Origin of the sequence: Micromonospora trifolii, from assembly GCF_022229005.1 — a bacterium.
Classification (GTDB): domain Bacteria; phylum Actinomycetota; class Actinomycetes; order Mycobacteriales; family Micromonosporaceae; genus Micromonospora; species Micromonospora trifolii.
In genome coordinates, this window is the sequence record NZ_JAKKFD010000008.1 from 132818 (window position 1) to 155115 (window position 22298).

General features: G+C 71.6%; 22 protein-coding genes. 14 read left to right on the forward strand and 8 right to left on the reverse strand.

Annotated elements, in window-relative coordinates; genetic code table 11:
- The first annotated feature begins 262 nt into the window (after positions 1-262).
- A complete protein-coding gene (locus NIE79_RS05995) occupies positions 263-1129 on the forward strand; it encodes a hypothetical protein (RefSeq protein WP_238677588.1) in 867 nt (288 codons plus the stop codon).
- A 65-nt stretch (positions 1130-1194) separates the two neighbouring features.
- Entirely contained in the window at positions 1195-1818 is a 624-nt protein-coding gene (locus NIE79_RS06000) for a phosphatase PAP2 family protein (RefSeq protein ID WP_238677589.1), read from the forward strand.
- A gap of 69 nt (positions 1819-1887) precedes the next feature.
- Here NIE79_RS06000 and NIE79_RS06005 read toward each other — a convergent pair whose 3' ends face one another.
- Genes NIE79_RS06005 through NIE79_RS06015 form a run of 3 tightly spaced genes read right to left on the reverse strand, consistent with a single transcriptional unit; the run spans position 1888 to position 6671 of the window.
- Positions 1888-3111: a hypothetical protein gene (locus NIE79_RS06005; RefSeq protein ID WP_238677590.1), complete on the reverse strand. Its 1224-nt coding sequence runs from the start codon at positions 3109-3111 to the stop codon at positions 1888-1890.
- Between the two features lie 57 nt (positions 3112-3168).
- Positions 3169-4854, reverse strand: coding sequence for a GTPase (locus NIE79_RS06010; protein ID WP_238677591.1), 1686 nt, complete (start codon positions 4852-4854; stop codon positions 3169-3171).
- Positions 4851-6671, reverse strand: coding sequence for a GTPase domain-containing protein (locus NIE79_RS06015; protein WP_238677592.1), 1821 nt, complete (start codon positions 6669-6671; stop codon positions 4851-4853). Before NIE79_RS06015 ends, NIE79_RS06010 begins: the two co-directional genes overlap by 4 nt.
- Before the next feature lie 220 nt (positions 6672-6891).
- Here NIE79_RS06015 and dnaK point away from each other — a divergent pair, with 220 nt between their 5' ends.
- The 5 genes from dnaK to NIE79_RS06040 all read left to right on the forward strand — a co-directional run bounded on the left by dnaK (position 6892) and on the right by NIE79_RS06040 (position 11646).
- Positions 6892-8772: a molecular chaperone DnaK gene (dnaK, locus tag NIE79_RS06020; protein WP_238677593.1), complete on the forward strand. Its 1881-nt coding sequence runs from the start codon at positions 6892-6894 to the stop codon at positions 8770-8772.
- Between the two features lie 48 nt (positions 8773-8820).
- On the forward strand, positions 8821-9576 hold the full coding sequence (gene grpE, locus NIE79_RS06025; RefSeq protein WP_238677594.1) for a nucleotide exchange factor GrpE: 756 nt from the start codon (positions 8821-8823) through the stop codon (positions 9574-9576).
- Between the two features lie 85 nt (positions 9577-9661).
- The gene (gene dnaJ / locus NIE79_RS06030; RefSeq protein WP_210782998.1) at positions 9662-10843 is read left to right on the forward strand and encodes a molecular chaperone DnaJ; all 1182 of its coding nucleotides are present in this window, start codon (positions 9662-9664) and stop codon (positions 10841-10843) included.
- 30 nt (positions 10844-10873) lie between these two features.
- Positions 10874-11314 (forward strand): heat shock protein transcriptional repressor HspR, encoded by a 441-nt coding sequence (locus NIE79_RS06035; RefSeq protein WP_030332087.1) that lies wholly within the window; start codon positions 10874-10876, stop codon positions 11312-11314.
- 137 nt (positions 11315-11451) lie between these two features.
- Entirely contained in the window at positions 11452-11646 is a 195-nt protein-coding gene (locus NIE79_RS06040; protein WP_238677595.1) for a hypothetical protein, read from the forward strand.
- Positions 11647-11806: 160 nt separating this feature from the next.
- Here NIE79_RS06040 and NIE79_RS06045 read toward each other — a convergent pair whose 3' ends face one another.
- Complete coding sequence (locus tag NIE79_RS06045; protein ID WP_238677596.1) at positions 11807-12238, reverse strand: hypothetical protein; 432 nt, start codon at positions 12236-12238, stop codon at positions 11807-11809.
- Between the two features lie 172 nt (positions 12239-12410).
- Here NIE79_RS06045 and NIE79_RS06050 point away from each other — a divergent pair, with 172 nt between their 5' ends.
- On the forward strand, positions 12411-12869 hold the full coding sequence (locus tag NIE79_RS06050) for a GNAT family N-acetyltransferase (RefSeq protein ID WP_238677597.1): 459 nt from the start codon (positions 12411-12413) through the stop codon (positions 12867-12869).
- Here NIE79_RS06050 and NIE79_RS06055 read toward each other — a convergent pair.
- From NIE79_RS06055 to NIE79_RS06065, 3 genes are all read right to left on the reverse strand, one after another.
- Positions 12858-14072: a cation:proton antiporter gene (locus NIE79_RS06055; RefSeq protein WP_238677598.1), complete on the reverse strand. Its 1215-nt coding sequence runs from the start codon at positions 14070-14072 to the stop codon at positions 12858-12860. The genes NIE79_RS06050 and NIE79_RS06055 overlap by 12 nt on opposite strands.
- 5 nt (positions 14073-14077) lie before the next feature.
- Positions 14078-14578: a cation:proton antiporter regulatory subunit gene (locus tag NIE79_RS06060; RefSeq protein WP_030332098.1), complete on the reverse strand. Its 501-nt coding sequence runs from the start codon at positions 14576-14578 to the stop codon at positions 14078-14080.
- Between the two features lie 161 nt (positions 14579-14739).
- The gene (locus NIE79_RS06065) at positions 14740-14961 is read right to left on the reverse strand and encodes a winged helix-turn-helix domain-containing protein (RefSeq protein ID WP_238677599.1); all 222 of its coding nucleotides are present in this window, start codon (positions 14959-14961) and stop codon (positions 14740-14742) included.
- A gap of 283 nt (positions 14962-15244) precedes the next feature.
- Here NIE79_RS06065 and NIE79_RS06070 point away from each other — a divergent pair, with 283 nt between their 5' ends.
- Positions 15245-15508, forward strand: a complete 264-nt coding sequence (locus tag NIE79_RS06070) for a hypothetical protein (protein WP_238677600.1) — start codon at positions 15245-15247, stop codon at positions 15506-15508.
- A 144-nt stretch (positions 15509-15652) separates the two neighbouring features.
- Here the strand turns inward: NIE79_RS06070 and NIE79_RS06075 are convergent, their stop codons facing one another.
- The gene (locus tag NIE79_RS06075) at positions 15653-16789 is read right to left on the reverse strand and encodes an epoxide hydrolase family protein (RefSeq protein WP_238677601.1); all 1137 of its coding nucleotides are present in this window, start codon (positions 16787-16789) and stop codon (positions 15653-15655) included.
- An 85-nt stretch (positions 16790-16874) separates the two neighbouring features.
- On the opposite strand from NIE79_RS06075, the gene NIE79_RS06080 reads away from it, so the two are divergent.
- The 5 genes from NIE79_RS06080 (at position 16875) to NIE79_RS06100 (ending at position 22263) form a co-directional block, all read left to right on the forward strand.
- Positions 16875-17519, forward strand: a complete 645-nt coding sequence (locus NIE79_RS06080; RefSeq protein WP_238677602.1) for a TetR/AcrR family transcriptional regulator — start codon at positions 16875-16877, stop codon at positions 17517-17519.
- Between the two features lie 85 nt (positions 17520-17604).
- On the forward strand, positions 17605-20196 hold the full coding sequence (gene clpB, locus NIE79_RS06085; protein ID WP_238677603.1) for an ATP-dependent chaperone ClpB: 2592 nt from the start codon (positions 17605-17607) through the stop codon (positions 20194-20196).
- Positions 20197-20309: 113 nt separating this feature from the next.
- Positions 20310-20693 (forward strand): hypothetical protein, encoded by a 384-nt coding sequence (locus NIE79_RS06090; RefSeq protein WP_238677604.1) that lies wholly within the window; start codon positions 20310-20312, stop codon positions 20691-20693.
- A 69-nt stretch (positions 20694-20762) separates the two neighbouring features.
- Positions 20763-21593 (forward strand): hypothetical protein, encoded by an 831-nt coding sequence (locus NIE79_RS06095; RefSeq protein ID WP_238677605.1) that lies wholly within the window; start codon positions 20763-20765, stop codon positions 21591-21593.
- A gap of 82 nt (positions 21594-21675) precedes the next feature.
- Positions 21676-22263: a DUF4178 domain-containing protein gene (locus NIE79_RS06100; protein WP_238677606.1), complete on the forward strand. Its 588-nt coding sequence runs from the start codon at positions 21676-21678 to the stop codon at positions 22261-22263.
- Positions 22264-22298: the final 35 nt, after the last annotated feature.

Below are 22298 nucleotides of genomic sequence, written 5' to 3' on the forward strand. Positions count from 1 at the left end.
GTACGCCTGCCTCAGCAATCCGACCGCCCATGCTTTGACGCCGTTTGTCGCCATCATGCCGGCCCGCGTTTGCCATGCGTTGCGGCACGATTCGTCACCGTTCGGGCAGCACCGCGTGTCGACACGCGGTGGAGGTTGGCTGACGCACTGTCACTGCGCGAGGCTGATTCCCGCAGGATCGCGCCTATCAGGTTATTTGTCGGGTTTTTACCCCTGGCGGCGTCCATCCATGTCTGCGACGGTCGACGACAAGGGGTGTGCGGTGTACGAGCCAGGTGACGGTCCCGGCACACCAGCGCTTGGTCGGCACCGGTCGGCCGGCGCCTACCGCCGGGTGGTCGGTGTCCACCGGGCCCCCGGCGCCGGTGGCCCCTCCCGCGGTTACCTGCTCACCGTCGCGCTGCTGGCCGGCACGGCGTCGATGCCCATCCTCGCCGCGATCAGCGCCGGCTCGGCCACCCCGGGCAGCACCGCCCTACCGGACAGCAGCACCCCGTTCATGCCGACCCCGTCCGTCGGGCCGGTGGTGATCCCGCTGCCGATGACCAGCCAGCCACCGCTTCCCCCGCTCGGCACACCCAGCGTCGGCCCGACCAGCGGCTGGCTGCCGGCCGCTCCGTTGCGTCCACGGGAAGGGCCCGCCGCCGCCGATCCCGGGCCCGCCCGGTGGACGACCGCCCCGCCGGTGGCACCGAGACCCACGCGGAGCACCGTGCCGCCGGTACCCCCGCCCGTCGCTCCGCCGCCGACCGGCACCGACCCGACCGACCCGCCGGACCCCGATCCGACCGACCCCGATCCGACCGACCCGCCGGAACCGGACCCCACCGACCCGGACCCGACCGGCTCGGCCGATCCCGATCCGACCCCGACCCTGACTGTGGACCCGACGCCCACACTGGACCCGACGTTGGGGCCGACACCCACGCCGACCGACGACGCGACAGCGACCGCCGTGCCGACCAGCACCCGGTCCGTGCCGGCCCCCACACCCACGCCGACCGCGGTACCGACCCGCCGACCCGGCCCGGCGATCCCGTCGCCGTCGGCTGGCGCCCCGACGCCCAGCGTCAGGCCGGCGCCGCTGGCCGGACCGACGTACCCTGCGGTGTGGCCGGCGGTACGGTGACGATCAGGCGCGGCCCGTCCGGCGACGGCGGTGTTCGGCGGTAGGCGCGTACCGGAGGGGGTGGCGTGGGCGGCGGTGCGGAACCCCGCCCGGTCACCACCCGGCCCGGCCCGGGGTTGCGGATCGCCCGGCTGGTCACCGAGGTGACCGCCCCGGCGGTGCTCGTGTCGCTGCAGATCATCACGGTGAGCTGGCACAGCGCCAGCCGCCCCGGTCAGGGCCTCGTCTGGGGTCTGCTCGCCACTCTCTTCGTCACCGGGATTCCGTTCGCCTACATCGTCGGCGGAGTACGCCGTGGCCGGCTCACCGACCACCACGTCGGCCGCCGGGAGCAGCGCCGGGCGCCGCTGCTGGTCGGCCTCGGTTCCGTCGCGGCGGGGCTCGGCCTGCTCGCCGTGCTCGGCGCGCCCCGCCCGGTGTTGGCGCTGGCGGTGTCCGGCCTCGTCGGCCTCGTCGTCGCCGTGTCGGTCAGTCACTGGTGGAAGATGTCGATCCACTCGGCGGTGGCCGCCGGCACGCTGGTCGTCCTGATGCTGACCTTCGGGGCGCGGCTGGCCGTCGCCGCACCGCTGCTGGCCGTGGTCGGCTGGTCCCGGGTACGCCTCAAAGACCACACGGTGGCGCAGGTGCTGACCGGAGGCGCGCTCGGCGCCCTGATCGCCGCAGCGATCTTCGGCCCGCTGCGGTAGCCCGCTCAGGCCCGCTGCGCCGGCCTGGCCCAGGGCGGGCGGCGCGGGGCCGCCCACCCTCGGACGCCGTCAGGCGCCGTCGTCGGCGAGGCGGTGCCGGTTCGCCTCGATCCACGCGTCCAGTGCGGCCGGGTCGTCCGGGTCCACCCCGTCGGCCATCAGCTGCGCCACCGCTGCGGTGGCCGCGCTGCGCCGCTCACCGGTCGAGTAGAGGCGGGCGAACTCCGGCACCATCTCCTCGATCGCCTCGTCGGTGCGCGTCGTCGCCGCCTCGGGCAGCCCGCGCTGGCGCGACGCGTACCGCGCCCAGGCCCGCAGCACCCGGGGCAGCATCGCCGCGTCGTCCATGTCCAGCACGGCTCGGCGGTGCACCCAGTCGAGCAGGAAGAGCCCGGACACGGCAGGGCTCCAGCGCATCGGATCGGCGTCCGGGAAACTCGCTGAGTGGTCCAGCAGCAGGCTCAGGCAGAAGTGCAGGGAGGCCAACTCGGGGCCGTCGACGGCGTCCAGCCCGAAGCGGACGGCCTCCGGCGCGGCGAGGAACCGCCGGACCAGGTCGGTGCGCTCGGCCGCGGAGAGCGGCTCGACCTCCGCCGGCCCGGTCGGGTCGGCCGCGGTGGGCAGGATCGCCAGCCGGGCCCCGACCAACGCCCGGTCGGTGGCGAGCGACCCCTCGCCGGGCAACTCGCTGAGGTCGTCGGTGACCGCCAGATGGCGGGCCACCTCACCCCGGAACCGGGCCGGATCTTCGGTACGGAACCAGGTCAGCTCGTCGTCGGCGCACATCTGCCGGACCTGGTCCAGGATCCGTTCGGCCGGCCCGCCCACGAAGATGTCCTTGGTGATCCCGATGTTGTGGTCCACCAGGGCCACCAGCGCGTGCTCCGAGCCGCCGGACTCGTCGTCGTAGGCGAAGGTCGCGAGGTAGGAGGTCTGGTCGCCGTACACGTCCCCGTACGCCCAGGTGCCGGTGAGGTGCACCCGGCCGAGCTGGGCCGTCCAGGTGGGCGCCTGGCTGCCCGGGCGCACCCGATCGGTGCCCTCGGCGGTCGGGACGAGGGTGGCGAAGACCTGCCGGATGGTGGTCGCCGCCGCGATCCTGCGGCGGGCGGTGGCGGCGAGGAAGCCGGTGACGAACTCCCGTACGGCGGCGTCGCGGTCGGTCTCCGCGATCGCGTAGACACTGCCCAGCAGGGCGCTGCCGAGCATCTCGGCGTCGAGGGCGGACTCCAGCTTGGTCACGTCGCGTGCGGCGTGCAGCACCGCGTCGTAGGGGGTCTGAGGCGTGGCCATGCTCCGACCCTACGCCGCCCGGGGCGTACGCAGAGCGGTAGCGAGCCGTGCGGAGCGTCAGCGGCGCGCGGCGTCCCGCAGCGCGTCGCGTGCCTGCGCGTACGAGGCGAGCACGAGCCGTACCGGTGCCAGCACGTACTCGTCGCCCACCTGGGCGACCCGCGCCGTCAGCCGCTGGTCGGCGCGGGCCCGGGCGCGCCGGGCGGCCCAACGCACCACCGGGCGGGTCAGCGCCGCCACCAGCAACCCGGCCAGCAGGCCGCCGAGCAGCAGCACTGTCGGCAGCGGCACCTGGCCGACCATCGGGTTGTCCAGCGCCGGCAGGCCGAGCGCCCGCAGCGCGTAGCCGAGCACCAGCCAACCCAGCCCGACCACTGCGGCGAGGGTGACCACCCACTGCACACCGCCGACGAACCGCCACCACAGCGGGCGACGGTCGAGGCCGAGATCGGTGCCGGCGATCGTGCGATCCAGGGCGTCCGGCAGGTCGCCGAGGCGGGACCGGGCGGCGGCGGTCACCGCGCCGGGCCAGGCGGCGGGCAGGTCGGTGGCGGCCCGGTCGGCCACCGCGCGGATGGCGAGGCCGAGCGCCGAGCGCTGGGCGGCCGTCGGGTCCGGTACCGAGGTGGCCGCGATCAGGCTCTCCGCCGGGTCGGCCTGGTCGCCGGTCGGGCCGGGCAGGTGCAGCCGACGCAGCGGGTCGGGTCGCAACCGCCGCCAGCCCCGGACCACGGGCCAGCCGGTGGCCGCGCCGGCCCGGTGGCGGTACGCCCGCTCCACGGCCTCGGTCACAGCGGGCACTCCGGCCGCCCCGGCCAACGCCCGGTTGAGCCCCTTGACGGCGGTGTCGTCCGGCCCGTCCGCCGGCCGGGTCGAACCGACAAGCTCGTCCAAGCCGGCGACGACAGTGTCGACGTCACCAGCGAGCCGGCGCAACGCGGCCTGCCGCTCGGCGACAGTGCGCTCCAGCGCGTTGCGCAGCCCGACCATCCCGGCCGGATCGACAGCGGTGGTGGCCAGCAGGGGCACCCCGGTCAGCCCGTCCGTGTCGAGCAGCCGACGCAGGTCGTCCAGGACCCGGGGCACCTCGGCCGGGGGCAGCCGGTCGGCCTGGTTGAGCACGACCACTGTGACGTCGCGGTGCCTGTGGAACTCGCGCAGGTAGCTGTCGTGGATGACCCGGTCGGCGTACTTCTGCGGGTCGACCACCCAGACCACCTGGTCGACCAGGCCGAGGAGTCGGTCCACCTCGAGCCGGTGCGATCGCTGCACCGAGTCGAAGTCGGGCAGGTCGAGCAGGATCAGCCCGTGCAGGGCCGTCTCGTCGTCCGCGTCCAGGGCGCTCTCCCGGACGAAGCGGTGTCGGGGCAGGACGCCGATCCAGTCGAGCAGATGGTTGGCGCCCTCCAGCGCCCCCCACACGCACGCGTGGGTGACGCCGGTGGTCGGCCGGCGGACCCCGACCGGCGAGAGTTCCAGTTGGGCCAGCGCGTTGAAGAGGCTGGACTTGCCGCTGCCCGTGGCGCCGGCCAGGGCGACCACTGTGTGGTCCCGGGACAGCGTGAGCCGGGTGCCGGCCCGCTCGACCACTGTGTGTGCGGGCACCAGGTCGGAGTCCGGCAGCAGACCGTCCACGGCGGTCAGGAACCGGCGTACCGCGTCCAGGCGGGCGATCAGCGCGTCGGCGTCGACCCGCTGGTCCCCGCGGAACACCTCGCGGACCCGGCCGGCGATGTTGCTCACCGGGAACCCTCCTCGTCGGCGGCGGACAGACCGCTGCGGTGCCGGGCCAGCTCGACCCGGCCGGCGGCCCGGCGCAGCCTGTCGCCGGCGTCCTCGGCGGGGCGGGCGTCGGCGGTGCGGCTCAGGAAGCGGTCGGCCTCCGCGTCGAGCAGCGTCCGCACCCGGTCCAGCAGGTCGGCGCGGGCCTTGGCAGCGAGGGTACGCACCGCCTGGTCGCCGAAGATCGCCTGGAGGACGGCCTGCGCGGCGACAGTGGTGCCGGCCCCGGTGGCCAGCTCCAGCCCGGTCGGGATGAACGCGGTGGAGGCGAAGACGGCGATCATCACGGCCAGCCCGGTGGCGTTCACCGCGTACGCGGCGGTGCGGGCCACGAACCGCTTGTCACCGCCCTCGACCCGGACCAGCTCCAGCACCCCGCGCTGCCAGTCCCGGACCATGCGCTCGGCGCGTTCGGGTAGGTCGTCGCTCGGGTGGGCGAGCGCCGGGTCGAGCAGCCCGGCGCCGGCCGGGTGTGCCTTCCACCCGGTGTACGCGGACTCGGCGGCCTCCGAGGCCACCCCGCGCAGCAGCGTCACCAGTTGGGACTCGATGGCGTTGCGCAGCTCGACGGAGGGCGCCGGCCGACCGGTGACGGCGGCCACCACCCGGTCCCGGAGGCGGCCGATCCGTGCCTCCAGTGTGCGGAACAGCTCGCCGGTGCCGACGAACTCCTGCCAGCGGGCGAGCACCTCACCCCGGAGCAGCCGGCCGTCCTGGAGCCCCTGCTCGACGGTGCGCTCGGCGCCCCGGTACGCGGCCTGGACCCGTTCGTCCAGCCCGTCGGCGGCGGCGAGCTGCTCGTCGGCGGCGTCGGCCAGATCCTCCACGGCGGGGTGGAGGGCGGCCAGCGCCCCGTCGAGGGTCTGGCGGACCACCGCCGCCCGCGCGTCCACGTCGGCGGCCAACCGGGCGAACCAGTCGGCCAGTGGGGCGGTGACTCCCTCGGGCAGCAGCCCCTGACCGTCGACCCAGGTCTCGGGCAGCACGAACAGCGGCGCCCGGCCGAGGTCCTGCTCGGCGAGCATCTCGGCCAGGTGCGCGGCGATCTCGTCGGTGGCCTCGGCGGGCACCCGGTCCAGCACCATGGCGATCACGGCGCCGCGCGTCCGGGCACTGCGCAGCAGCTCCCAGGGCACCGCGTCGGCGTACCGGGCGGCGGTGGTGACGAAGAGCCACAGATCGGCGGCGGCCAGCAGTTGGGTGGCGAGCGCCCGGTTGGCGTCGACGACCGAGTCGATGTCGGGTGCGTCGAGGAAGGCCAGTCCGGCGGGCAGGGCCGGGGCGGTGACGAGGTGCAGGGCGCGCGGATCGTCGCTCGGCTCGGTGGTGCGGGTCAGCCCGGGCAGGAGGTCACCCTGCCGAAACCAGGCCGCATCGGACGGGTTGCAGACCAGCACCGGCGAACGGGTGGTCGGCCGGAGCACGCCAGCGGCGCTGACCCGGGCCTTGACCAGGCTGTTGACCAGTGTCGACTTACCCGCGCCGGTGGAGCCGCCGACCACCACGAGCAGTGGGGCGTCCAACCGGGCGAGCCGGGGCAGCAGGTAGTCGTCGAGCTGGTCGGTGAGGGCGGTGGCGCTGTGCCGGGCAGAGTTGGCAGAGGGCAGCGCGAGGGGATACCGGGTCGCGCAGATCGCCTCCCGGAGGCCCGACAGTGCGCCGGGGAGGCTGTCGTCCCCGGTGGTGGCGGGCGGCTCCTCCGCGGCGTCCGGCGGGTCGGTGCGGGCTGCGACGGCGGGCGCACCGGAACGGGTGGCGGGATCGCCGTGCGTCGTCACCGCTAAAGCGTGCCCGACCGATGCAAGGGAAGACAACCGGACGGTAATAACGGCTGGGTTGCGTCGGGTTGACTCAAGTCAACTTGACGATTGGCCAACGCGTGGCACTATTGAGTCAAGTTCACTCAACTTGTGGTGGGGCCCGCTGCGGGCGGTGCTCGCCAGCAGCCCACGGGCGACGCCCGTCACCTGCACAACCTTACGAAGCGAGGAAGCGAAGATGGCACGTGCGGTCGGTATCGACCTCGGCACGACGAACTCCTGCGTCAGCGTTCTCGAGGGCGGTGAGCCCACCGTCATCGCCAACGCTGAGGGGTCGCGGACGACTCCGTCGATCGTCGCGTTCGCCCGCAACGGCGAGGTGCTCGTCGGTGAGGTCGCCAAGCGCCAAGCGGTGACCAACCCCGATCGGACGATCCGGTCGGTCAAGCGCGAGGTCGGCACGAACTGGTCCGTCGACATCGACGGCAAGAAGTACACCCCGCAGGAGATCTCGGCCCGGACGCTGATGAAGCTCAAGCGGGACGCCGAGGCGTACCTGGGTGAGCAGATCACCGACGCGGTGATCACGGTTCCGGCCTACTTCAACGACAGCCAGCGCCAGGCCACCAAGGAGGCCGGTGAGATCGCCGGCTTCAACGTGCTGCGGATCGTCAACGAGCCGACCGCTGCCGCCCTGGCGTACGGGCTGGACAAGGGCTCCAAGGAGCAGACCGTCCTGGTCTTCGACCTCGGCGGCGGCACCTTCGACGTGTCGCTGCTGGAGCTGGCCGAGGGCGTCGTCGAGGTCAAGTCGACCAGCGGTGACAACCAGCTCGGTGGCGACGACTGGGACCAGCGGATCATCGACCACCTGGTCAAGACGTTCCGCGGTGAGCACGGCATCGATCTGTCCCAGGACAAGATGGCCCTCCAGCGGCTCCGTGAGGCCGCCGAGAAGGCCAAGATCGAGCTTTCCGCCGCCACCACCACCAACATCAACCTGCCGTACATCACCGCCGGCGCGGCCGGCCCGCTGCACCTCGACGTGACGCTCAGCCGCGCCGAGTTCCAGCGGATGACGCAGGACCTGCTGGACCGGTGCAAGGGCCCGTTCGAGCAGGCCGTGAAGGACGCCGGGATCAAGATCTCCGACGTCGAGCACGTCATCCTGGTCGGCGGTTCGACCCGGATGCCCGCCGTGACCGACCTGGTCAAGCAGCTCACCGGTCGCGACCCCAACAAGGGCGTCAACCCGGACGAGGTCGTCGCCGTCGGCGCCGCCCTCCAGGCCGGTGTGCTCAAGGGTGAGGTCAAGGACGTTCTGCTGCTCGACGTGACCCCGCTGAGCCTGGGCATCGAGACCAAGGGCGGCATCTTCACCAAGCTGATCGAGCGCAACACCACAATCCCGACCAAGCGTTCCGAGGTCTTCACCACGGCGGACGACAACCAGCCGTCGGTGCTGATCCAGGTCTTCCAGGGTGAGCGGGAGATCGCGGCGTACAACAAGAAGCTCGGCACCTTCGAGCTGACCGGCCTCCCGCCGGCGCCGCGCGGCGTGCCGCAGATCGAGGTCGCGTTCGACATCGACGCCAACGGCATCGTCAACGTGCACGCCAAGGACCTGGGCACCGGCAAGGAACAGAAGATGACGATCACCGGCGGCTCCTCGCTGCCGAAGGACGACATCGAGCGGATGCGCCGGGACGCCGAGGAGCACGCGGAGGAGGACAAGCGTCGTCGCGACGACGCCGAGGCTCGCAACGTGGCCGAGGCGCTGCAGTGGCAGACCGAGAAGTTCCTCGCCGAGAGCGGCGACAAGCTGCCCGCTGAGAACCGCGAGCAGCTCAACGAGGCGCTCGGCGAGCTGCGGGGCGCCCTCGGCGGTCAGGACATCGAGAAGATCAAGTCGGCGCACGAGAAGCTGGCGAAGGTCTCCCAGGAGGCCGGTTCGCTGCTCTACTCCCAGCAGGCCGAGCAGGGTCAGCAGCCGGGTGGCGAGCCCGGCCCGGGTGCGGCCGGCGCGACCGGTGCGACCGGCGCGCAGCCTGGCCCGCAGTCCGGCGGCGCCGACGACGTGGTCGACGCGGAAATCGTGGACGAGGACGGCAAGAAGTGACCGTCGGCCTCCGGCACGTTTTCACCGCGAAGGGGATGAGGTAGCCGCATGACGCAGAAGCCACGAGCCGCCGACCCGGGCGACACCGGGTCGACGCCGGGTGGCTCCGCGACCACGGAGCCGACCGGCGACGGGGAGCGGGTCGTCATCCGCAACAACCGCAAGCTCGTCGACACCGCCGAGCCGGAGGGCACCGCCGCCGACGCGGAGACCGGTGTGCCGGCCGAGGGTCTGGTCGAGGACGCCGAGGTCGTGGTCGACGAGATCGAGGTCGAGGTCAACTCCACCGACGGGCCGGAGCCATCCGGTCCGCCGGTGGTGGACGCCCCGGCGCAGCCGGTGGACGGCGGCGGCACGGGCACCTCGCTCGGCGCCGAGCTGGAGGCGCTCCGGGCCGAGCTCGACGAGCGGACCAGGGACCTGCAGCGGGTGTCGGCGGAGTACGCCAACTACCGCAAGCGGGTCGACCGTGACCGCGGCCTCGTACAGGAGCAGGCGACCGGCTCGGTGCTGGCCGCGCTGCTGCCGATCCTGGACGACCTGGACCGGGCCCGGGAACACGGCGACCTGGTCGGGCCGTTCGGCACGGTGGCGGAACAACTCACCACCGCGCTGGGCAAGTTCGGCCTGAACGCCTTCGGCGAGCAGGGCGACCCGTTCGACCCGACCCGGCACGAGGCGGTAGCGCACCAGACCTCGGCCGACGTCAGCGAGCCGACCTGCGTGCAGGTCATGCGGCGCGGCTACCAGCTCGGTGAGCGGCTGCTGCGCCCCGCGCTGGTAGCGGTAGCGGATCCGGAATAGTGCCAGACAGTGACCGGGTCGTCCCGTCCACCGCGCGACGGTGGGCGGGACGGCCGGGCCATCAGGGTCGGAAGGAGGTGGACCGGTGAGTTCGAAGGACTGGATCGAGAAGGACTTCTACGCCGTACTCGGCGTGGACAAGGCCGCCTCCGCGGATGACATCAAGAAGGCGTACCGCAAGGTGGCCCGGGAGTCGCACCCGGACCACAACCCGGGCGACCCGAAGGCCGAGGAGCGGTTCAAGGCCGCGTCCGAGGCGTACAACGTGCTGTCGGACAGCGGCCGCCGTCGCGAGTACGACGAGATGCGCTCGCTCTTCGGCTCGGGCGCGTTCCGGCGCAACGCCCGGGGTGGGGGTCAGCCGGGCGGCATGCCGTTCGACGTCTCCGACATGTTCGGCGGCGGCGGAGGCGGCGATCGTCGCTTCGGCGGCGCCGGCTTCCAGGACCTGTTCAGCTCGATCTTCAGCGGCGGCCAGGCCGGTGGGCAGGCCGCACCACACGGTCCGGCCCGTGGCCGGGACGTGGAGACCGAGGTGGCGCTGGACTTCGGCGACGCGGTGCGCGGAGTGACGCTGCCCCTGACGCTGCGCGCGCCGGGAGTCTGCGACACCTGCCACGGCAACGGGGCCAAGCCCGGCACCCAGCCGCGTACCTGCCCGGTCTGCCATGGTGCCGGCGTGACCACCCGCAACCAGGGGTCGTTCAGCTTCTCCGAGCCGTGCCGCAACTGCCAGGGCGTCGGCACAGTGGTCGAGGAGAAGTGCCCGGAGTGCCACGGCAGCGGCGGTGTCACCAAGACCCGCACCATGAACGTGCGCTTCCCGGCCGGCGTGGCCGACGGTCAACGCATCCGATTGGCCGGGCGTGGCGAGCCGGGCGAGCGCGGTGGCCCGGCTGGCGACCTCTTCGTGCACGTCAAGGTTCGGCCGGACGAGCTGTTCGGGCGTACCGGGGACGACCTGACGCTGACCGTGCCGGTCACCTTCGCGGAGGCCGTGCTCGGCACGGACCTGCGGGTGCCCACGCTCGACGGTGCGATGACCCTGCGGGTGCCGCCGGGGACGCCGAGCGGACGGGTGCTGCGGGCCCGGGGCAAGGGTGTGGTCCGCCGCGACGGGCAGGCCGGTGACCTGCTGGTCACGCTGGACGTGGTGGTGCCGGCCCGGTTGTCGGACGAGGCGCGCACGGCGCTGGAGTCGTTCGCCGAGCAGACCCCGCCGGCGGCCCGGGAACATCTCGACGCACGGGTGCGTCGAGTCAGTTAGTCCGGTGGAATGGACGCGGAGGTGAGCGGGATGTCGGGCGAGTTCCTCGGTTCGGGCGACCCTGCCTACGAGGCCAAAGTGCTGATGATCTCGGTAGCGGCACGGATGGCGGGAATGCATCCACAGACCCTGCGCCAGTACGACCGACTGGGGCTGGTGCAGCCCGGCCGGGCCGCTGGTGGCGGGCGTCGCTACAGCGTCCGCGACGTGGTGCTGCTGCGCGAGGTGCAGCGGCTCAGCCAGGACGACGGGATCAACCTGGCCGGCGTCAAGCGGATCATCGGGCTGGAGCGGCTGCTGGAGCAGGCGCAGCAGCGGGTGGCCCGGCTGGAGGCGGAGCTGGACGCCGCGTACCGCCGGGTGGCGGAGCTGGAGTCGCTGGCCCGCTTCCCGGGCCGGGATCTGGTGCCGACCAACCGCACGTCCACCGCCCTCGTGGTGTGGCGCCCCCGCCGCACGCCCGATCGCTGAGCTGCCGCTCACCCGGATCTGTCTTGTCGGCCCGGACCACGCTGGATTCCCCGGCGCGGTCCGGGCCGCTTCGGTTAGCCTGTCGATAAGGGTCCAATCGGCTTAATCTGGACCTACCGGCATGGCGAGGGGGAGCGATGGCGGAACCGGCGAAGAAGGTGGCCCAGCAGACCGAGGACCGGTTGGAAGATCTGGCCGAGACCGTCCGCAAGAAGTTCGACAAGGTGACCGAGGGGACCTACCGGGACCGGATCATCGCGGGCCGGTTCGCCGAAGACGGCGACCACGCCGGCGAACGGGGCCGAGCCGAGACGGAACGCAAGCAGGACTGACCGGTGACCGACGTGCGGGCCGGGACCCACGGGGGGTCCCGGCCCGTTCGCCGCCGCCATAAGCGCCGATCTTGCACTTGCGGATGACGAAATGTCTAGTTTCGCGTAATAGGCGGGGGCAGAAAGTGCAAGATCGGCGCAATGAACTGAGCGATCCAGCTCAGCCGAGGCGGCGGTTTTCGCGGACCAGGCCGCCCTCGCACCAGTCCCGGTAGATGAAGAGGTCCGGTCGGGCCAACAGCACGCGGCCGTTGTGCGCCCAGATCTTCATCAGCTCGTCGCCGTCACGCTCGGCCTGTTCGACGAGCTTGCGGAAGCGGCGCTTGGGGTGGGCGCGAAAGTTCGTCCGGATGCCGTCGGCCGCGTAGATGTAGAGGCAGTGCAGCGCGAACCGCCGGGCCGGGCAGGTTGGATCCATCGCTAACTCGAAGAGTGTCAACACCAGCCGGTCGCCGGAGACCAGAAGGTCCCAGTCGGGTGGCATCGAGGCCAACGGCACCGAATCGGGCTTGTACGCCCAAGCTCGCAACTCCGCCGGAGTCGGATCGACGGGGTTGGCGAAGCCGTGGAACGTCGACTCCTGCACGCTCACCGGCCAACCTTCCGCTCTCGCCCGCGTCTGGCAACGCTGCCTGCGGACCCTGGCTGCTGGGGCGAAACGGTAACCCGCCGTCGGGTGCTGCGGTAGTACCCGCGAGGAGCAATTCCGCAACCGTTGGCACGGGCGGGTCCATTGCATCGACAGCGCAGCCGATGATGCTCCTATGACAATCCACGTTAGACGGTTGCAGCGGGGCTCCGAGGCCGAGTTCGTCCTGGGGCTGGAGTGGCTTTTCGCCCCTCCCGGTAGCCGTCCCGTGGATTGGGACCACGACCGCGCCGTCGAGCGGACCACGCAATTGCTCGCCCACGAGGACGTCGCACTCTTCGAGGCGCGGTCGGACGAGGATCAGCTGGTCGGGGTGGCCAGCGTCTACGTGGACATCCTCTCGGTGCGCTTCGGCCGTCGGGCGTCGATCGAGGATCTCGCCGTGCACCCCGAGTGGCGCTCCCGGGGTGTCGGCTCCAGCCTCCTCGCGGCGGTCAGGGCGTGGGCGCACGACCAGGGTGCCGACTACGTCTTCCTGGAGTCCGGCCTGGCCCGTACCGGGGCGCACCGCTTCTACCTCCGCGAGGGTGCGACCCACGCCGCCGCGGCGTTCAGGTGGAGCTCAGCGCAGTGATTCGACGACCGGCGTCGGCTCCCGCCGCTGGGCCGCCGCGCGGTTGCGCAGCCACCGCTTGAACCACGGGAAGTCCGGCAGCCGAGCCAGGATCGGCCCGGTCACCACGGTGATCAGGACGTACGTCGCGGCCAGCGCCGCCAACCGCGGCTCGACGCTCCCGGCGGCCACCGCGAGACCGGCGATGACGATGGAGAACTCACCGCGAGGTACGAGCGCCAGACCGGCCCGCCATCGACCGGGTTCCGCGATGCCGACCCGGCGGGCCGCGAGGTAGCCGGTGAGCGTCTTCGTCGCCATGGTGACCACGGCCAGGGCGAGTGCCGGCAGCAGCACCGGCGGAATGTCCTGCGGGTCGGTGGTCAGGCCGAAGAAGACGAAGAACACCGCGGCGAACAGATCCCGCAGAGGCGAGAGCAACTCGGTGGCGTGGTGCGCCACCGGGCCGGAGAGGGCGATGCCGACCAGGAACGCGCCGACCGCCGCCGACACCTGGAGCGACGCGGCGATGCCCGCGATCAGCAACGTCAGACCGAGTACGCCGAGCAGCAGCGCTTCCGGGTCCTTCGCCGACAGGGCGGACGAGATCAGGTGGCCGTACCGGATGGCGACCACCAGCACGATCAGCACCGTACCCACCGCTACGGTGAGCGCGATCCCGCCTCCGAGCAGGCCGGTGCCGGCCAGCACGGCGGTGACGAGCGGCAGGTAGAGGGCCATCGCCAGGTCCTCGATGACCAGCACCGAGAGGATCACCGGGGTTTCCCGGTTACCGAGCCGGCCCAGGTCGGCGAGAACCTTGGCGATCACGCCGGAGGAGGAGACCCAGGTGATGCCGCCGAGTACCAGGGCGGCGACCCAGTCCCAGCCGAGCAGCAGGGCGAACCCCGCGCCGGGTAGCGCGTTGAGGACGCCGTCGATCAGCCCTGCCGGTGCCGCCGAACGCAGGTTGCCGACGAGTTCGTTGGCCGAGTACTCCAGGCCGAGCATCACCAGCAGAAGGATGACGCCGATCTCGGCGCCGACTGCGAAGAACTCCTCGCTGGCGTCCAGCGGCAGGAGCCCGCCGTGCCCGAAGGCGAGCCCGGCGAGCAGGTAGAGAGGAATGGGAGAGAGGCCGAACCGCCGGCTGAGCCGGCTGAGGAGCCCGAGCAGCAGCAGCAGCGCACCGACTTCGATGAGCAGCGTGGTGAAATCGTGCATCCGCCTCAGCCGTCCGGGTCACTGTCGGCGAGGATGGCGGAGACGCCGTCGAGACCTCTACGGGTCCCGACAACGACCACCACGTCGCCGGCCGCGAAGCGGAAGGAGGGGAGTGGCGAGACGATCACTTCGCCTTCGCGCAGTACAGCCACGATGGAGGCGCTGGTGCGGGTACGCGCCTTGGTGTCGCCGAGCTTCCGGTTGACGTACGGGGACCCGGCCGTGATGGCGATCTGCTCGGTGAGCAGACCGGCGGCCTGCTCCCGGAGCCCGGAGAGCTGGCCGAGCATCAGCGACGCGCCGAGGATGTCGGCCAGAGCCTCGGCCTCGTCGTCGGTCAGCGGAATGTCCGACTGGCAGGCGTCGGGATCGTCGGGATCGTAGAGAACGAGATCACGGCGGCCATTGCGGTGGGAAACGACGCCCAGGCGGCGTCCGGACTCCGTCACCAGATCGTGACGTACCCCGATCCCGGGTAAGGCGGTCTGCTCGACACGTACTCGCACTCTCCAAGGCTACCGCTTCGTGAACAGAGCGCAGATCTTGGACGGACAGCGCCCTGCGGGCCGGCCCCGGCGCAGCTCAACGGCCATGATCCACCCGGGTTCATTGAAGTCGGGGCATCCGGCGCGGCGGGACACCCCGACTTCAATGAACCCGGGTGGATCTACTTTGGGTGGCTGACGTAGGTGCCTTTGCCTTGATGTCCCTCGGTCAGGCCTTCGGCCTGCAGAATCAGTAGCGCTGATCGGACCGGCTCGGCGGAGACGCCGTAGTGCGCGGTCATTTCACGCAACGAGGGCAGCTTGTCGCCTGGCGCGTATTCGCCGGAAGCGATCTTGTCGCGGATGTCCTGCGCGATGCGTTGGCGGTCCGAAACTCGGGGCATGGGGCAACTCCTGGTAGGCCCCAAGATCTTCCCATGCGGTTGGCCGGTCGGCCAACACTTCGCGTGCTAAGCATGGTCACTGGTTGTCCTGCAATGCTTTGCATTGTATGTTGATCGGGCGGGCACTCGGGGTGTGGAAAGCCTGGTAGGCAGCCGGCCTCCTCGGCCGGGTCGTCCGTGTCGCGCTGGCACGGCCGTGCGCTCCCCTCGGGCAAACGGCCGTGCCAGCGATCCGCCCCGCCAGGAGAGGAGCAGCGCTGATGGTGGACCGAGGGTGGCGGCGATGACCGGGCGGTTCGTCATTCACCTGCCGATATCCGCCCCCGACCTGGCGCGCGCGAAGATGCTGGGGCGAACCGCCGGTCGGTCGCTGGCCTTCCTGGCCCGGATCGACCTCGGCGGGATCACCGTCTCGACCGAGGACAACCAGGGGGTACGGCACTGGGTCTTCTGCGACCGTCGGCTGGACGGTGGCCGTCGCTGCGTGCTCCGCGCCGACCACGAGACCCCGTGCACCGCCCGGTTGCCCCGGCGAATCGGCCCTTAGTGGCCGTACAGAACCGTGATCGACTCGGTTTTCAGGATGGCGCGGTGTCCTGGCGGTCCGGATAACCCGACTTTCTGTAAGTCGAGTGGATCAAGCGGTCGGCGCCCGCCCCGGTCGAGCGGAGCGGGCACCGATCGATTCGGGTCAGTGGAGGCTGGCGAAGAACTGGCGGATGTCGGCGACCAGCACCTCGGTGGCCTGGTGGGCCGCGTAGTGGCCGCCGACGTCGCCCCGGCCGTCGACGTCGGTCTCGTACGCAGTCCACCGGACGATGTTCGCGTGGTCCCGCTCGGCGAAGCGACGGATGGACTGGAAGTCGCCGGGGAACATGGCCAGCGCGGTCGGAGCGGTGGTCGGCTCGGTCGGCGGCTCGCCGGCGTGCGCGTCCTCCCAGTAGAGCCGGATCGCCGAGGCGGCCGTGCCGGTGAACCAGTAGAGCGCCACGTTGGCCAGGATGAAGTCGGCGTCCAGGCTCTCGTCGAAGAGTTGGGCGTTCCAGGCGAGCAGCCCCACCGGCGAGTCGGCCAGCGCGAACGCCAGGGTCTGCGGCTGCTGGCTGTGCACCTGGTTGAAGGAGAACTTGTTCTCGTAGAACCACTGGAGGTGCCCGAGCGCCGCCTGGTCCGTCTCGGAGAGCCCGGCGAACTCGGCCGGGTCGCCGGAGGGGAATGAGAAGAGCTGGGTGACGTGTACGCCGAGCACCCGCCCCGGGTCGACCCGGCCCAGCTCCGGCGCGATCATCGAGCCGGCGTCGTTGCCGACCGCGCCGTAGCTGTCGTACCCCAGGCGGTTCATCAGCTCGGCCCAGGCCCGGGCGATGCGGAACCGGTTCCAGCCGGCGCTGCGGGTCGGGCCGGAGAAGCCGAAGCCGGGCAGTGACGGGATGACCACGTGGAAGGCCGGCGCGTCCCTGTCGGTCGGCTCGGTGAGCGGGGCGATCACGTCGAGGTACTCCAGCACCGAGCCGGGCCAGCCGTGGGTGAGCACGAGCGCGGTGGCGTCCGGCCGGGACGACCGGACGTGCAGGAAGTGGATCTGCTCGCCGTCGATCTCGGTGACGAACTGCTGGTGGGCGTTCAGGCGGGCCTCGACGACTCGCCAGTCGAACTCGCCCCGCCACCGGTCGACGAGGGTGCGCACCCGGTCGCTGCTCATCCCGTACGAGTCGTCCGCGCCGGGCAGGTCGGCGGGCCAGTTGGTGCGGCCCAGCCGGGCGGCCAGGTCGTCGAGGGCGGTCTGCGGGATCTCGACGCGGAATGGGCGGATCGCGGCGTCACTCATGACGGAACTCCTTCGGAACGGAATGTTTCGTTCTGCAAGCACCATAACAGAGCGGAACGATCCGTTCCACTGTTAGGCTGGGGGCATGTCAACGACTTCCGGCAAGACGCTGGGCGGTCGCCGCGCCCAGGCCGCCCGCAACGACGAGGTCATCCTCGAAGCCGCCCGGGCCGTCTTCCTCGACGACCCGAAGGCCCCGATCGCTGCCGTCGCGGAACGCGCGGGCGTCGGGATCAGCGCCCTCTATCGGCGGTACGCGGGCAAGGAGGACCTGCTGCGCCAGCTCTGCCACGACGGGCTGCGCCGGTACGTCGAGGAGGCCGAGACCGCCCTCGCCGAGCCGGACGACTGGGCCGCGTTCACCGGCTTCCTGGCCCGGGTGGTCGACGCCGACGTGCACTCGCTCACCGTCCACCTGGCCGGCACCTTCACCCCGACCGAGGAGATGGGTCGGGACGCGATGCGCGCCGGCGAGTTGGCCGCCACCCTCGTCGACCGCGCCCATGCCAGCGGGCGGCTGCGCCCCGACGCTGTCGTGCACGATCTGGGGTTGTTGTTGGAGGCGTGCGCCGCTGTCCGCGTACCCGATCCGGAGCGGACCCGCCAACTGCGCCGGCGGCAGCTCGCGGTCCTGCTGGCCGGCCTGTCGTCGGTGCCGGACACGGACCCGCTGCCCGGCCCGGCCCCGGCGGCCGGCGAGTTCGACTGGCGGTGGCGTCGCCGGGAGTGATGGGCATCACGCGCTAAGGTTGAGCGGAATACGCTCAACTCTGGTTGTGTCCAACCCAATGGACAACGCCGATCCGGGGGAGCCCATGAACACCGAAAGACTCACCACCAAGAGCCGCGAAACCATCACGGGCGCGGTCGCGCTGGCCAACCAGCGTGGTCACGCCACGGTCGAGCCCTGGCACCTGCTCCTGTCACTCCTGGACACCGACGGCTCGACCGCCACCGGTCTGCTGCGCGCCGTCGGGGCCGACCCGACCGAGCTGCGCCGGGCCGCCCAGCGCGCTGTCGACAACCTGCCGGCCGCACACGGCTCCAGCATCGCCGAGCCGACGTTGGCTCGGGAGTTCGTCAACGCCATCGGCGCCGCCGAGCAGATCGCCCGGCCGCTGGGCGACGAGTACACCTCCACCGAGCACCTGCTCGCCGGTCTGGCCCAGGTGGGCGGGGCGGTGTCCGGCGCGTTGAAGACCGCCGGTGCCACCGAGGAGGCACTGGTCGCCGCCTTCCCGACAGTTCGCGGTGGGGACCGTCGGGTCACCACCGCCGACCCCGAGCAGACCTACCAGGCCCTGACCAAGTACGGCGTCGACCTCACCGCCAGCGCCCGGGACGGCAAGATCGACCCGGTAATCGGTCGGGACTCCGAGATCCGTCGGGTCATCCAGGTGCTCTCCCGGCGTACCAAGAACAACCCGGTGCTGATCGGCGAGCCCGGCGTCGGCAAGACCGCGATCGTCGAGGGCCTGGCCCAGCGGATCGTCACCGGCGACGTGCCCGAGTCACTGCGCGACAAGAAGCTGATCTCGCTGGACCTCGGCGCGATGGTCGCCGGCGCGCAGTACCGCGGCCAGTTCGAGGAGCGACTGAAGTCCGTCCTGGAGGAGATCAAGAACTCCAACGGGCAGGTCATCACGTTCCTCGACGAGCTGCACACAGTCGTCGGCGCCGGCAAGGGCGAAGGCTCGATGGACGCCGGCAACATGCTCAAGCCCATGCTGGCCCGTGGTGAGCTGCGCATGGTGGGCGCCACCACGCTGGACGAGTACCGCGAGCACATCGAGAAGGACCCGGCGCTGGAGCGCCGTTTCCAGCCGGTGCTGGTCGGTGAGCCAACCATCGAGGACACCATCGGCATCCTGCGGGGGCTCAAGGAGCGCTACGAGGTGCACCACGGCGTGCGGATCACCGACGCCGCGCTGGTCGCCGCCGCGACGCTGTCCGACCGCTACATCACCGAACGGTTCCTGCCCGACAAGGCGATCGACCTGGTCGACGAGTCCGCGTCCCGGCTCCGGATGGAGATCGACTCCCGTCCGGTCGAGGTGGACGAGATCGAGCGGGCGGTCCGCCGGTTGGAGATCGAGGAGATGGCCCTGGCCAAGGAGCCGGACGCCGCCTCGGCCGAGCGGTTGGAGCGGCTCCGCAAGGAGTTGGCCGACAAGCGCGAGCAGCTCACAGTGCTCTCCGAGCGCTGGCAGACGGAGAAGAGCCACATCACCAAGCTCTCCGCCGCCAAGGAGGAGTTGGAACGTCTCGGCGGTGAGGCCGAGCGGGCCGAGCGGGACGGCGAGCTGGAACGCGCCGCCGAGCTGCGCTACGGCCGGATCCCCGCCCTGAAGGTCGAGCTGAAGCAGGCCGCGGAGGAGCTGGCCCAGCTCCAGGCCGACGGCGCGATGCTCAAGGAGGAGGTCGGCGCGGACGACATCGCCGCTGTGGTCGCCTCCTGGACCGGCATTCCCGCCGGCCGCCTACTGGAGGGTGAGACGGCCAAGCTGCTGCGGATGGAGGATTCGCTGGGCGGCCGGGTGGTCGGCCAGGCCGAGGCGGTCGGCGCGGTCTCCGACGCGGTACGCCGTGCCCGGGCCGGTATCGCCGACCCGGATCGCCCGACCGGCAGTTTCCTCTTCCTCGGCCCCACCGGTGTCGGCAAGACGGAGTTGGCCAAGGCCCTCGCCGAGTTCCTCTTCGACGACGAGCGGGCCATGGTCCGCATCGACATGAGCGAGTACGGCGAGAAGCACTCGGTCGCCCGGCTGGTCGGTGCGCCGCCCGGCTACGTCGGCTACAACGAGGGTGGTCAGCTCACCGAGGCGGTGCGCCGACGGCCGTACTCGGTGGTGCTGCTGGACGAGGTGGAGAAGGCCCACCCGGACGTCTTCGACGTGCTGCTCCAGGTGCTCGACGACGGTCGGCTCACCGACGGCCAGGGCCGCACCGTGGACTTCCGCAACGCGATCCTGATCCTCACGTCCAACCTCGGGTCGTCGGTGATCTCCGACCTGACGCTGGCCGACGAGCAGCGCCGGGAGGGCGTGCTGGCCGTGGTCCGGTCACACTTCAAGCCGGAGTTCCTCAACCGGCTGGACGACATAGTGGTCTTCGCCTCGCTGCGCGGGGACGACCTGCGTTCCATCGTCGACATCCAGTTGAACCGGATGCGAAACCGTCTTGCGGACCGCCGATTGGCACTGGACGTCACCGAGTCCGCCCGTGAGTGGCTGGCCGAGCACGGCTACGACCCGATCTACGGTGCCCGCCCGCTCCGTCGCCTCGTCCAGACGGCAATCGGAGATCAACTGGCCAAGGCCCTCCTGAGCGGATCGATCCGCGACGGCCAAACAGTAAAGGTAGACCGCGCCCCAAGTACCAACGCCCTGTCGGTAGTCCCCGCCTAACCCCACCCTCCCCGTGTTGATCATGAAGTTATTGCCCGACCGCGCGGCGTGTCGTGGCAATAACTTCATGATCAACGGGGTCGAAGTGGGGCGGGTGGGGAAAGAGTTGGGGCATGTTTGGGATTGGGAAGAAGAAATGGGAGCGGGAACTTGGTGCGGCCGCCGACACGTTGGCGGCGGCTGACACGCTTGCCTTCGGTGGGGTGGGGATCGCTGGCACCCTGTTGCCGGTGACGGAGGCGTACGAGCAGGTCTCGGCCGCTCTCGACGACCACCCCGAGGAGGTACGCCGCCAACTCGACCGGGTGCTGGCTGACGGCACACCCGCCGGCCGGGCGTACGCGGCCTCGCTGCTGGAGCGCGTCGACCCGGAAGCGGCCCGAGCGGCCTGGACGTCGCTGCGGGACGACCCGAGCGAGTTCACCACCTTCGTGGGGTGCGTGATGGACCGCGAAACCCTTGGCACGTACGCCAGCCGGCGGCTCGCCGCGGCATGATCCATTCGCCGGTCGGTACTGCCCGATTGGTCCTGCCGGTCGCCGTCGACGGGCCGTACGTTGCGGGCCATGAACCCGCCCGCCACCGCGTCGCGTCCGCCCCGCCCGGCCACCGTGACCATCGCGTTCTGGCTGCAACTGGCAGTGGCGCTGGTGCTGCTCGGCCTGGCCGCGCTGACAGTGGCCGAGGCGGTGCACTTCAATGGCCAGATCGACCGCGCGGTGCGACTGGTGCCGGACGCCGACCCGGCCGAGGTGACCGGCGAGCGGCAGGGCAACGTCGCGATGACGCTGATCCTCGGCGTACCGGCGGTGTTGCTCGCGGTCTGGCTGGCGGCCACCGCCGTTCCGGTCCGGCGGGGCGCCAACCTCGCGCGGATCCTGGTCTTCGTCGCCAGTGGCGCGCAACTGCTGGTCTGCTTCGCGCAGTGCTGCTCCGGCGGATTTCTCGTCCCCCTGCTGACCACCCCGGAGATGGGGGCGGAGCCGCCACCGGACTGGGACGAGGAGTGGGAGACCTCGACCTTCTTCGACACGCTCTACGCCGGCACCGACCCCTGGGACGACCTGTTCTTCCCCGCGGCAGGGCTGGGGGTGCTGACCGTCCTGGCACTCTCCGCGGCCGTGGTCCTGCTGCTGGCGCTGCCACCGGCGAACCGCTGGTTCGTGCCGCGTGCCGCGAACGAGGCGCTCGCCGGCCCGGCCTGGGCGATGCCCGGCCCCACCTACGTCCCGCCCGGATACGGATATCCGACGGTTCCGTTCCTGCCGCTCCCACCCGGCTACCTGATCTGCCCCGACCCTGCCGCGCACCTGACGCCGGGCGCGCCAAGCTCGTCACCAGGGCCAACCGGTCCGTCGACGGCGCCTCCGCAGGACGCACCGGACGGCCTTCGCTAGCTGAGCTGTCGGCCACAGCGCGGGCCTTCCTGGTGCCGAAGGTTGTTACCGTCTGCGCCGACGTACCTGGGGAGGTGGTCGGGTGGACGCGCTGGTGACATGCCTGGTGGCGGCTGTTGCCGTACTCGTGGTGGTAGTGGTCGTCGTGGTCGTCGTGCGGGCCCGCCGGCGGCCGACGGGCCCGCCCGACGGCGAGCCGACAGAGCCGCCGCGCGGCGGCCCGCTCCGCCTGACCCCGGGCGACCGCGTGTGTATCCGCGAGCGGGAGTACGCGGTGAGCGCCACGATCCGCCTGGTCGAGGGTGACTGGAGCTGGGTGCAGCACCTCCTCGACGACGACTCCGGCACCCGCCACCGGCTCTCGGTGGAGGACGGCCCAGAACTCGAGCTGGTCTTCTGGACCGCCGAACCGGGTGCCACCGTCACACCGGGCGCCCCGACCATCGAACTCGGTGGGCGGCGCTACACCTGGGCTGAGACCGGGCAGGCGCGTTACACAGCCACCGGCGAGACCGAGCTGCCGTCGACCGGGACGATGCGCTACCACGACTACCAGTCCGGCGGCGCCGCGCGGCTCTCCTTCGAGGCGTACGGCGAAGAGGGTTGGCGGGTGGCCCGCGGTGACCTGCTCGACCCCGCCGACCTGACGATCCGACCGCCCCAGGCCTGAGGCCCGCTCAGCCGGACCGGGCGGACGCGCCGGGC